Genomic DNA, 10,756 nt, shown 5'->3' with positions numbered 1-10,756 from the left:
ACGCGTCCACCGCTCCAACTCCGCCTGCTCCTCAGCGGACAGCAGTAACGGCTCCAACTTGGGGCCCCGACGGGGAACTGACGCACCAGCAGCAGAAGTCATGCAACTACTAACGATCAACTACTGGCGCAGGACACTAGGGGCAAGCCCGTAAAACAACGGCATTGCCCCTAGGGCCGCGTGCCGCGAGACCCCGTCGTGCTGCGGCGCCACGTGCGCTCTCGGTGCTACGAGCAGTTGGAAGAACGGCTGGTTTGCCTCCCCGCCCCGTTGCCCACCGCCCGCCCCCGCTATTGGCTGTGTCTGGCCCGTACGTCCAGGGACGGAGGACCTTGTGGAGGGGGAGCAATGCGTTGTCTGAGACAGGCCGCGGTGTCGGTGGTCCTGGTCGGCAGTTGTGCGGCCATGCTGTCGGCGAACCCGGCGGTCGCGACCGGTGACGAGCACCGGCCCTGGACAGAGCGGATCAGTGTCACGCCTGAGGGCGCTCAGGCCAACGATTACTCCGACGCGGGTGGCATCAGCGCCAACGGTAGATATGTCGCTTTCGATTCCTCCGCGACCAATCTGGTAGCCGGGGACAGCAATGGGTTTTCCGACATCTTCGTGAAGGATCTGCGGACCGGCGCGATCGAGCGGGTCAACGTGGCCGGCGACGGCACCCAGGCCGACAACGAATCGACGACGTACTCGTTGAGCGCGAACGGACGCTACGTCGCCTTCAGCTCCTACGCCGACAACCTGGCGCCCGGCGACACGCCTGACGCCCAGGACGTCTTCGTGCACGATCGCCTGACAGGCCGGACGGAGGTGCTGGTGGAGTCCGGGACCACCTGGGCACAGACGTATGAGCCGTCCATCAGCGCCAACGGCCGTTACGTGGCCTTCACTTCCAGCAGAAGCGATCTGGTTCCGGGGGACACCAACGACCGTAGAGACGTCTTCGTCCGCGACCGGTGGAAGAAGACCGTCGAGCGGATCAGTGTGGCCGACGACGGTTCGCAGACGACCGGATTCTCGGAAGGCGCAGCGATCAGTGCGGACGGGACCCGGATCGGTTTCCGCACCCAGTTCCTGCTCGACGGCGGCGGTGAGGGTGACGGCGGCGGTGAGGGAGAGGGTGAGGGCGAGGGCGGCGGCCAGGAGGGCACCCGGCCGGAAGCCTCCGGGGCGAGACGGCCGCAGGCCTTCCTCTTCTACGTGCGCGACACCCGAACCGGGCGGACCGTCCAGGCGGCACACACGCGCGATGGCACGTCCGTGGCTGTCCGAGGCGCCATCGAGCTGAGCCCGGACGGGCGCTACGCCCTCTACGCCAGCGAGTGGCCGGAGATCGTGCCGGGTGACACCAACGACAAGCGGGATGTCTTCGCCAAGGACCTGAGGACCGGAGTCACCCGGCGCCTCACACTCGCCCACGACGGGTCGGAGCCGAACGACCACTCGGCGGGCCAGGTCAACCAACGCGGAGCCGCCCTCAGTGCCGACAACCGGCGTGTGGTCTTCACCTCGTTCGCCGACAATCTGGTGCCGGGCGACACGAACGGTGACGCCGATGCCTTTGTGCGCGACCTTGTCACCGGCGAGGTGCGGCGGCTGAACGTCACGCCGGACGGAGGGCAGAGCGACACGGCTCAACGTTCGTCCCCCGTGGTCGACGCTCTTGGGCGGACGGTGGCTTTCAGCTCGGCGGAGAACGACCTCGTCCCCGGGGACACCAACGAGACCAGCGACGTTTTCGTCCGCCGCCTCGAGTAGGGCGGGGCATACGGTGGGTCGCGTGGCTGCGTAGTTGAAGGAGGACGCGGCCTACTCCTCGACGATGTGCCGCAGGTAGGCGTGTGGGTCGGCGAGGTAGCGGCGCCAGTGGTCCACGATGGCGAGTTCCTGCCAGGCGGCCCTCCGTATGCCGTGCTCGCCCACCTCGATGATGTCCGCGCCCGGCAGGGCGGTCAGCAAGGGGGAGTGGGTGGCGCAGATGACCTGGCCGCCCTCCTTGGCCAGCCGGTCGATGTGCCCGATCAGTTCGAGGCACGAGGAGAAGGAGAGCGCGGCCTCCGGCTCGTCGAGAACATAGAGCCCGGGGTGCAGGAACTTCCCGCGCAGCGCCGCGAGGAAGCCCTCACCATGGCTGACCGAGTCCGGCGAGAACCCCTCTCTGTCCAGGGCGTCCAGCGCGGTCTCGGCCCGCAGGAAGAACCCCTTGCGGGCCGACCAGCTGGTCATCATGCGGCGCCCGTGTGAGGCCGCGTCGAACTTCATCCGCTCGCCGAGCGCCGACCTGCCCCGAGGGGAGGCGTAGCGCCAGTCGTGGGAGCCGCCGTAGGAGTCCAGCCCGAACCCCTCGGCCAGCGCCTCGACCAGGGTCGACTTCCCCGAGCCGTTCTCACCCACCACGAAGGTCACCGGTGAGGTGAAGCGCAGCCCCTCCTCGAGCAACTGGCGGACACAGGGCACCGACCAGGGCCAGGCGTCCTCGTCGTACGAGGAGAGGTGGGCATAGGCACGTTCGACGATCACCCGACCAGTGTCGCCCAGGACCCGGAAGCCGCACGTGCCCACCAAGCCTTTGGTAGTCGTTTGCTCCGTGATCATTCAGCTCGGGAACATCGCCATGTCACCGTTCCGGACCAGCGTCTGCCAGGTACACCCGTCAGAGGCAATGGACGAGCACCACCATGGACCACGCGCATTCCGGCAGAGTCTCCCGAAGGACCGTCATCTCCGCGGCCGCGACGACCGGCGCCACCCTGGCCGTCGTCCCCCTGTCGGCGGGGGCCGCGCAGGCCGCGGTCCCGACCGGCGACCACGGACCGGTCGTGGTCGTCTCGCCCTGCGGACGGGTACGGGTGACGCTGCGGCTGGACTCCGGCGCGCCGACGTACGCGATCGCCGTGGACGGTGTCGAGGTCCTCCCGGCCGGACCGCTCGGTCTGACCCTGGACGACGCCGACTTCACCTCGCGTCTGACGCTGACCGACCGCGGCCGCCCCCGGACGGTGGAGGTCGATTACGAACTCCTCCAGGGCAGAGATCGTGCTGCACGCCGACAGCCAGGGGGCCGCCTTCCGCTACCGCTTCCCGGACCGCCGGGACGGCCTCACGCACGCCGTGGTGAGCGAGGCCACCGGGCTGGCGCTCCACGTCCCCGCCGAAGGCGGCGCGCAGTTCACGCTGCCGTACACGGTCCAGAAGCCGAAGTACCAGGAGTGGTACGTCCCCCGCGACCAGCACCGCGTTCCCGCGCTCGGCGACGCCACCGCCTCGCCCCGCGGCGCCTCGTTCCCGCTGCTGGCCCGCACCGCCGGCGCCGACGGCAAGGAGTGGTGGGTGCTGGCGAGCGAGTCCGGCATGGACGGCACCCACCCGGCCTGCCACCTCGCCCAGCCCGCCCTCGACACCGCCGTCGGGCAGGTCACGTACACCATCGCCTTCCCCTACGACGACGAGGCACTCGGCACCCTCGGCCCGGGCACCCCGCAGGTCAGCTGGGCGTGGCAGACGCCTTGGCGGTTCGTCGCGGTCGCCCGTACCACCGCGCGGGTCGCGAACACCACGCTCGCGACCGACCTCGGTGTGCCCTGCGCGCTGGACGACACCTCCTGGGTGCGCCCGGGGGCGGCCACGTTCAGCTGGATGATCGACCACAACAGCCCCAAGAGCCTTGAACAGACGATCCGTTGGTTCGACCTGGGCAAGGCGATGGGCTGGCCGTACGCGCTGGGACCAGGTGTCCGACGCGGCCGGCAACCGTGTCCCCCTGGAACGGATCGTCGCCGAGGCCGACGCGCGCGGAGTCAAGCTGTTCCTGTGGCACAACTCCGGCGGCGCCAACAACACCGGCACCGGCACCCCGCGCGATCTGATGACCGACGCCGCCACCCGTCGCGCCCACTTCAAGAAGCTGCGCGACCTCGGTGTCGCGGGTGTCAAGGTGGACATGTGGGAGGCGGACAAGCAGCAGCTCATCGCCTGGCAGCGGGAGGTCGTCGAGGACTCCGGCCGCTACAGGCTGCACATCGTGCACAGAGCCCGCGCCACACCACCGACGCCCACGAACTGGCCCTCACCGTCGTCTACCAGTCCGGTACCAGTCCGGCTTCAACGGCAAGACCCTCACCATGCCGGCCGGCCCCGACACCTCGGCGTCCGACTACGTCCCGCCCACCGGCCGGGCCCAGCGGCTGACCTTCGACGTGCGTGAGCTCGGCATCAAGTCGTCGGTCAGCGTCCGTATGTTCGCCGACGCCACCGCGAACGACGGCGCCTTGCGCGTGACGACCGCGCGTGGGCCCGGGTTCGCGATCGAGACCGCACCCTTCGGCGGCTTCATCGCGGTCGTCTGACGATGCCAGGAGGAGAGGGAAGCCGTCATGGCGCCAGTGTCCCGCCGACCACTGACAACGCTTCGCCGGCAGCGACCCTCGTGTTCTTGCCGCCCACTGCGGCACGTTGGTGGCTCCGCTCGGCCACGCGACCGCCCGACAGTGGGGCCCTGAGCGAGTGTCAGGTCCATCATGCCTGTTCGGAGGGGGTTTTCGGTAGGACGCAGCGCACGTCCGTTTTTTCTTGTGGCAGTTGATGCCGCGCGTCAGACTCGTCGTCATCCACACTCCGGCCAACGTGTCGGCAACCCTTCTCGGTTGTCGGCGCGGTCGCCGTGCTGTCTCACCGTGTGACGTGCACGGGCCGGGGGTGGCCTGACGAAGGGGATCGATGGATCAGGACATGGTCGTGCTGGCGAGGGTCAAGCTCCTGAGCGCCAACCGGCGGGTGGTGCGTGGTGCCGAAGGGCTGTGGATCTACCGCCTTCTGACACAGGTCGAGCCGGAGACGTACGGGTCGAAGCTGGCGTACGTCCTGGTGGAGTTGAGCGCGTCCCCCCTGCTTCGGGAGCAGCCCGAGCGACGGTTGGCTCTGCTGGACGAAGCCGTGGAGGTGGCGAAGGCCCTCGATACGTCGAACCCCTACCGGGCGAAGATGCTGGCGAGGGCGCTGGCTGCCAGAGAGCGGGAACTGCGGGGCCGCCCGGCGGAGCCGCCCGCGGCCGAGGGGCCGCTCCCGTCGTCTGAACAGAGCGGTATCTGATCCTCCGGACGTATGGCTCGCGGCGTGGGGTTCCTGTGCCAGGAACCCCACGCTCGCATCGACGTGTACGGCCAGGTCCTTCAGCGGTCCCGTGTGCCCGTCGGTGTGGGGGCGAAAGCGTCGGCGAGGCTGGTCAGGACGGAGCCGGACCAGTCGCTCTCGCCGAACACACTGACCGGCGCGGCGAGCACGCCGTACTCGTGCTGGAGCGTCTCCGCCGGGATGCTGACCGGGAAGAAGTAGTTGCCGGGACACATCCGGCTCGCCTCGGGAATCGCCCCGAGCACGTCGTCCGGCAACCGCTCGAACAGCCGCTCGGCCCGGGCGGTCAGTTCGTCGGCGACCTGCCGGGGCACGTCGCCGTGCTCGGTCAGGAGACGGTCGGCGAGCTGCAGTTGGGCCGAAGTCGGCGGATCCGCCCGGAACGCCTCGGCCAGTTCGGCGTGCGCCGGGCCCAGCAGGACCACGCCGAACGTGCGCGGCCACAGCCATCCCTTGGTGACCGAATGCAGCAGGACCGCACGACCGGTGTCCAGCAGCCGCCGTGTGCCGGCGGCGAACGGGGCTCCCAGGTCGTAGACGCTGTCGATCAGCACGCGGCGGTGTGGTGACCCCCGCAACCACGACATCACAGCGACGCACTCGGCGTCCGACAGGTAGCGGCCGAGCGGCTTGCTGGGGTTGGCGAGCAGCAGGTATTCGGGCCGGTGGTCCGCCGCCGACGGCGTCGATGGCGTCGACGGCGGCAGGGCGGGCGCCGGTAGCGTCGGGTAGGAGGCGGGCTCGAGGCCCGCGGCACGGGCCAGGTGGAAGTACACCGGGTACACGTCGCTGGGCAGCCACAACCGCGCCTGGGCGGTGCGCAGCCAGTGGAAGACCACACCGAGCCCGTGCCGGACCCCGCGACAGACCATGGCGTGCCCGGACCACTCCTCCGGCAGCTCGAAACGCCGCAGCCAGGCTCGGGCGAGATCGCACCGGTGCACCGTACGCACGTCGGTCGGCGGTGCCGGTCGCAGCGGGGCAAGCGCCCGGTACACGTTGGTCTCGGCGGCGTCCAGCAGCATCGAGGAAGCCGTGAGCCTCGTGGAAGTACTGAGTTGGCGCTGCCGGAATCGCTGGAACTCCTCGAACCTCATGCCGCCGCGCCTTCCGGCACGATCTCGCTGGCCCGGTCCTCCAGGGAGGCGTAGCAGCGTCCGTCGGCCATGACGTTCCAACTGCGGGCGATCCCGCTGGTCCGTTCCCAGAGCAGGCTGGGCTCGGTGTACGCGGCGATCCGCATCGGACGGCCGTCCCAGCTGCCGTCGTAGACCGGCGCGCCCCAGGGCAGGCGGCTGTTCAGTGCGAAACCGTGCCGCTCGGCGAACCCGGTGACGATGGACAGCGAAACCTGGTGCTCTCGGCTCCAGACGTTGGCGGTGCGGTCGAAGTAGAGCGACTCGGTGCTCGTGGATACGTAGAGCTCCTTGAAGCAGACTTCCTCGACGCCGAGAGCCGCGGCCCACGAAAGGTAGCCGGCGACCTCGGCCGCGTCGGCGACGCCGCCGTGCTGGAGCACGCAGATCAGTCTCATCCGCAGGCCCGGCCAGCGGTCACGTTCCTCACGCCAGGTGTCGATGACAGAGCTCACCGGCGTACGCAGCATCATCAGCCGCTCGTTGACGGTGTCGTCCTGGTGGTGCCGGGAGACCGCCAGCACGCTCAGGCCCGCGCCGCTGAGGGCCGCGAGGCGTGCGGCCCGGTCAGCGTGCGGGCCTTTCGCCAGGGTGTGCCCGTTGGTGATCAGGACGACCTTCGGGAAGGCCGCCGAGCAGGCGGATATCAGGCGCAGTTGCTGCTCGAACGGTATGAGCGTGGGCTCCCCGCCGCCGGTGATGACCGCACGCTCGGCACCCGCCGCACGGGCGCGCTCCAGCCAGTGGGCGACCGCTTCCCACGGCACCCTGGCCGGCGCCTGGTCGCTGGAGATCGAAGCAGAGGAGAAGCAGAACGAACACCGGGCCTGGCAGGCGGAGGCGACCGGCAGGAGGGACACCGAGCGCGGCCGTGTGTCGGCGTAGCGACGCAGTGCCGAACCGTGCAACTGCAAGGAGGCCGCCATCGCGTCCTCGACGGTCGTCGGACGCAGAGTGAACTCGTCGTCCGCTCGGTCGAGTTCGTGGACCGCCGACAAGCGGATGCGCGCCTCGTGCAGTTCCATGCCGAGGCCCGTCGACACGTTGGGCACCAGCTTGTCGGGGTCCACCATGGTTTCCAGCACCAGCAGCCGGTCACCCGGAATGGCCAGACGGTCGAGGAGGCGTCGCGCCTTGCCGATGCCGATTCCCAACTCCGCGCGGGTCAGCAGGTGGAACCGGTCGGGATAGGTACTCTCCGGGATGCCCGCCTTGCCGTAGGCGAACGCGTACTTGTCGAAGCCCTTCGCGAAGTTCGACAGCACGATGACGTGGAAGCGCTGGTCGCTGTGGTTCATCCCGTCATCATGCTTGACTTCCTCCCCCGTCTGAAGGCGAAGGATTCCAGGGGCCGACCGCCGGGCCGATCCCGTCCGGATCAGCTAGGGCGAGGGGCGCGTCTCGCCGGGAGTCCGCCCGAAACGGCTCCGGAAGACCCGGGTGAAGTGGGCCTGACTGGCGAAGCCCCAGTGATGGGCGACCTCGGCGACGGTCAGATGACGTGAACCGGGGTCGGCGAGTTCCTCACGGGCTTTGTCCAGCCGCCGTTCCAGGATGTGGCGGGAGGGGCTGGTCCCGGTCGGCTGGAAGACGCGACTGAGGTGCCGGGCGGACACACCGATCGCCGCGGCGACCCGCTCCGCGCTCAGTTGGGGATCGGCCAGGTGCCGGTCCACATAGTCCTTGGCCACCGCCAGTCGGGAGACCGCGGCGGGTGCGCCGGAACCGCCGCCCAGCCTCGGCTGGGCCAGCGTACGGACCAGGTCCAGCACGGTGGCCTCGGTACTCACCGGCTCGTCGCCGCGCCGCCCCGTGGCCCAGTCGGCCAGTACCGCCCCCAGCGTCGAGACCAACGCGCCCTCGGCGGCGGAGGCACGGCCGAACAACAGGGGCGCCGACACCTCTTGGGACGCGCATCGCCGGGCGAACGTCTCGCGGGGGATGTCCACCAGCAACTGGCGCATGGGGGAGGGGAACCCGAACAGGTACGCCCGGCGCGTGTCGTAGAGGATCAGGTCCCCCGCTTGGGGGGTGAGGCAGCCGCCCTCGTGGAAGAACACCGCCTGGCCCGCCGTCAGCAACGAGAGGAAGACCGAGTCCTTCGGCAGCGCCCGACAGGTCCGCGGGGTCCGCTCGATGACGTGTTCGTTGCCGCGGATGTCGGCCAGTCGCAGGTCACCCAGCTCGACGTTGGTCTGCGTGGCCAGCAGGCCCTGCTGGGAGTAGGACGAGCAGGACAGGCCCACCAGTGCCCGTCGGTTGTACTCCTCCCAGAAATCGATGCGGTCCTCGGGGGCGACCGACCGCGTGGACACACGGGAGACGACAGGTCGGCTCACCCCAGTCTCCTTTGCCGTAGTGGCCGCCAGTGGCCGCTCGTGGCCGCTCGTGCCGGGCCACGAGGGTATCCCCGCGCCGAGGGCCGCGTCACGGGCCCGGCCCGTGGCCGACAAGGTCAGACGGTCAGGTAGCCGCCGTCGACCGGGAGGATCGCCCCGTTGACGTACGAGGCGGCGGGCGAGCACAGGAAGGCGATCGCCGTCGCGATCTCGCGCGGGCGGCCGAACCGTCCGAGCGGGACCCGTGCCAGCACCGCCTGCGCGGCCCGCTGGTCGTCGAGCACGCCGCGAGCCAACGGCGTGGTGACGAAGCCCGGTGCCACCGCGTTCACCCGGATGCCGTCCTCGGCGTACTCGGCCGCCAGGGACCGGGTCAGCTGGGAGATGCCGCCCTTGCTGGCGCTGTAAGCCGGCCGGTCCCGGCTGCCGAAGAAACCGAACATCGACGAGACGGTGACGACGCTGCCGCCCCGGCGGGCGAGCAGCGGGTGTGCCGCCTGGCAGGCGACCAGGGCGGAGGTGAGGTTGACCTCCAGTACCTGGTCCCAGCGTCGGAGGCTGTATTCGTCGCGGTCCCCGCTGATGCCGGCGCACGCGACGAGGTGGTCGAGGCGGTCGTACGCCTTGATCCGTCGCGTGAGGGCATCCCGGTCCGTCACGTCCTGCTGAACGATGTGGACCCGCTCGTGGCGGGGCAGCTCCTCGTCGTCGGTCGGCGGCAGGCCGAGGGCGTGTACCTCGGCTCCGAGGCCGGCGAGCAGGTCGGCGGTGGCCGCGCCGATGCCGGAGGTTCCGCCGGTCACCAGGACGCTCTGGCAGGCGAACGTGCCGGAGGCGAGCAGGGTGGTCATCTTCGTCGGTCCATTCGGTCCATTCGGTCCATTCGGTCTATTCGGTTCATTCGGTCGGTTCGCTCTGTTCGCGTCGGGGTGACCAGGATCTTGACCTGGTCGCCCGGGCCGTCCAGCAGGGACTCGAAGCCGTGCGGGACGAGGTCGTCCAGGGCGATGGTCGAGGTGACGACCGGTGTCAGGTCCAGGCCCTGCTCCGCGACGAGGCGGGTGAGCTCCGGATAGGTGTCGCGGTAGCCGACGCTGGCGATGATCGACTGCTCGTTGTTGACGAGTGCGAAGGCGTCCAGGGACACCTCCTGGGCCAGGCCGACGAGGACGACCCGGCCGCCCCGCCTGGTCGCGGCCAGGCAGGTCCGCAGGGCGGCCTCGGACCCCACCACCTCGAACGCGGCATCGACGCCCTCCCCGCCGGTCAGCGCGCGGATCCGCTCCCCGACGTCCGCGTCCCGGCCGTCGACCAGCTCGGTGGCGCCGAGGCCGGCCGCGAGTCGCAGGCGGGCAGGGGACACATCGACGGCGATGATCCGGCGCACCCCGCGGGCCGCGGCGAGCAGGACGCAGAGCAGGCCGACCGGTCCCAGGCCGACGACGGCGGCCGTCTCGGGCGTGGTCCCGGCGCGCCGCAGCGCGTGCAGGGCGACCGAGGCCGGTTCGAAGAGCGCCGCCTGCTCCAGTGACACGGCCTCGGGGAGGCGGTGCGCCATGTAGGCGGGGACGGCGGCGTACTCGGCCAACCCGCCGTTCCCCATCAGCCCGGCGAATCCGAAGTGACGGCAGATGTTGTACTCGCCGGCCCGGCACCGAGGGCAGGTCCCGCACCGGTAGTTCGGTTCGATGGCCACCCGGTCGCCGACGGTGAGGCCGGGCACCAATGGCCCGAGAGCCGCCACCGTCCCGCAGAACTCGTGGCCGAGGACGAGCGGAGCCGTGGAGCCGGAGGCCGGGTGAGGCTCGGTGACCGGGATGGCGTGCGGCCCGTCGGCGTACTCGTGCAGGTCGCTGCCGCAGATGCCGCAGTAGGCCACCTCGACGAGCACCTCGCCGGGCCCGGCTCGGGGGACGTCCACCTCGGCGACGCGGACGTCCCTGGCTCCGTGCCAGACGGCGGCCTTCATACGGCGGTCCGGGGCCGGAACCGGGGTCACCGGAAGAGCGAGTTGACGTAGTCGGCGCCGATGCCGACCTTCTCGTAGTGCGTGCGGCACAGCTCGATGTAGTCGTGGACGTCGAAGTACCCGTCGGGCTCGCCGTTCTCGTCCAGCCAGATCAGCGGTCCCTTGACGATGAAGAACGCCTT

General features: G+C 70.1%; 11 protein-coding genes and 1 pseudogene. 5 read left to right on the top strand and 7 right to left on the bottom strand.

Annotated features, from left to right (window positions below):
• Positions 1-348: 348 nt before the first annotated feature.
• Positions 349-1,758, top strand: a complete 1,410-nt coding sequence (locus tag PUR53_RS04870; protein WP_329907474.1) for a TolB family protein — start codon at positions 349-351, stop codon at positions 1,756-1,758.
• Positions 1,759-1,809: 51 nt separating this feature from the next.
• Here PUR53_RS04870 and PUR53_RS04865 read toward each other — a convergent pair whose 3' ends face one another.
• The gene (locus tag PUR53_RS04865; RefSeq protein WP_329907472.1) at positions 1,810-2,520 is read right to left on the bottom strand and encodes an AAA family ATPase; all 711 of its coding nucleotides are present in this window, start codon (positions 2,518-2,520) and stop codon (positions 1,810-1,812) included.
• 516 nt (positions 2,521-3,036) lie between these two features.
• Here PUR53_RS04865 and PUR53_RS48070 point away from each other — a divergent pair.
• Positions 3,037-3,522, top strand: a pseudogene (locus tag PUR53_RS48070) (glycoside hydrolase family 97 N-terminal domain-containing protein); the annotation flags it as partial.
• Here the strand turns inward: PUR53_RS48070 and PUR53_RS04855 are convergent.
• Positions 3,438-3,659 (bottom strand): hypothetical protein, encoded by a 222-nt coding sequence (locus tag PUR53_RS04855; RefSeq protein ID WP_329907470.1) that lies wholly within the window; start codon positions 3,657-3,659, stop codon positions 3,438-3,440. The pseudogene PUR53_RS48070 and the gene PUR53_RS04855 sit on opposite strands and share 85 nt — an antisense overlap.
• A gap of 71 nt (positions 3,660-3,730) precedes the next feature.
• Here PUR53_RS04855 and PUR53_RS04850 point away from each other — a divergent pair, with 71 nt between their 5' ends.
• From PUR53_RS04850 to PUR53_RS04840, 3 genes are all read left to right on the top strand, one after another.
• Positions 3,731-4,204 (top strand): glycoside hydrolase family 97 catalytic domain-containing protein, encoded by a 474-nt coding sequence (locus PUR53_RS04850; RefSeq protein WP_443080259.1) that lies wholly within the window; start codon positions 3,731-3,733, stop codon positions 4,202-4,204.
• Positions 4,197-4,346, top strand: a complete 150-nt coding sequence (locus tag PUR53_RS04845) for a hypothetical protein (RefSeq protein WP_329907468.1) — start codon at positions 4,197-4,199, stop codon at positions 4,344-4,346. The genes PUR53_RS04850 and PUR53_RS04845 overlap by 8 nt, the downstream gene beginning before the upstream one ends.
• 370 nt (positions 4,347-4,716) lie before the next feature.
• A complete protein-coding gene (locus tag PUR53_RS04840; RefSeq protein WP_329907466.1) occupies positions 4,717-5,088 on the top strand; it encodes a hypothetical protein in 372 nt (123 codons plus the stop codon).
• Between the two features lie 80 nt (positions 5,089-5,168).
• Here PUR53_RS04840 and PUR53_RS04835 read toward each other — a convergent pair whose 3' ends face one another.
• From PUR53_RS04835 to PUR53_RS04815, 5 genes are all read right to left on the bottom strand, one after another.
• Positions 5,169-6,227: an aminotransferase class I/II-fold pyridoxal phosphate-dependent enzyme gene (locus PUR53_RS04835; protein ID WP_329907465.1), complete on the bottom strand. Its 1,059-nt coding sequence runs from the start codon at positions 6,225-6,227 to the stop codon at positions 5,169-5,171.
• Positions 6,224-7,564 (bottom strand): radical SAM protein, encoded by a 1,341-nt coding sequence (locus PUR53_RS04830; RefSeq protein ID WP_329900696.1) that lies wholly within the window; start codon positions 7,562-7,564, stop codon positions 6,224-6,226. The genes PUR53_RS04835 and PUR53_RS04830 overlap by 4 nt, the downstream gene beginning before the upstream one ends.
• Before the next feature lie 84 nt (positions 7,565-7,648).
• On the bottom strand, positions 7,649-8,605 hold the full coding sequence (locus PUR53_RS04825) for a helix-turn-helix domain-containing protein (protein ID WP_329900695.1): 957 nt from the start codon (positions 8,603-8,605) through the stop codon (positions 7,649-7,651).
• 116 nt (positions 8,606-8,721) lie between these two features.
• Complete coding sequence (locus tag PUR53_RS04820; RefSeq protein ID WP_329907464.1) at positions 8,722-9,456, bottom strand: SDR family NAD(P)-dependent oxidoreductase; 735 nt, start codon at positions 9,454-9,456, stop codon at positions 8,722-8,724.
• Positions 9,453-10,604, bottom strand: coding sequence for a 2,3-butanediol dehydrogenase (locus tag PUR53_RS04815; protein WP_329907463.1), 1,152 nt, complete (start codon positions 10,602-10,604; stop codon positions 9,453-9,455). The genes PUR53_RS04820 and PUR53_RS04815 overlap by 4 nt, the downstream gene beginning before the upstream one ends.
• Positions 10,605-10,756 lie beyond the last annotated feature (152 nt).

This window comes from Streptomyces sp. SP18BB07 (genome assembly GCF_036322545.1).
Classification (GTDB): Bacteria; Actinomycetota; Actinomycetes; order Streptomycetales; family Streptomycetaceae; genus Streptomyces; species Streptomyces deccanensis.
Note: the sequence above shows the minus strand (reverse complement) of the source record. Positions and strands in the feature narration are given on the sequence as shown.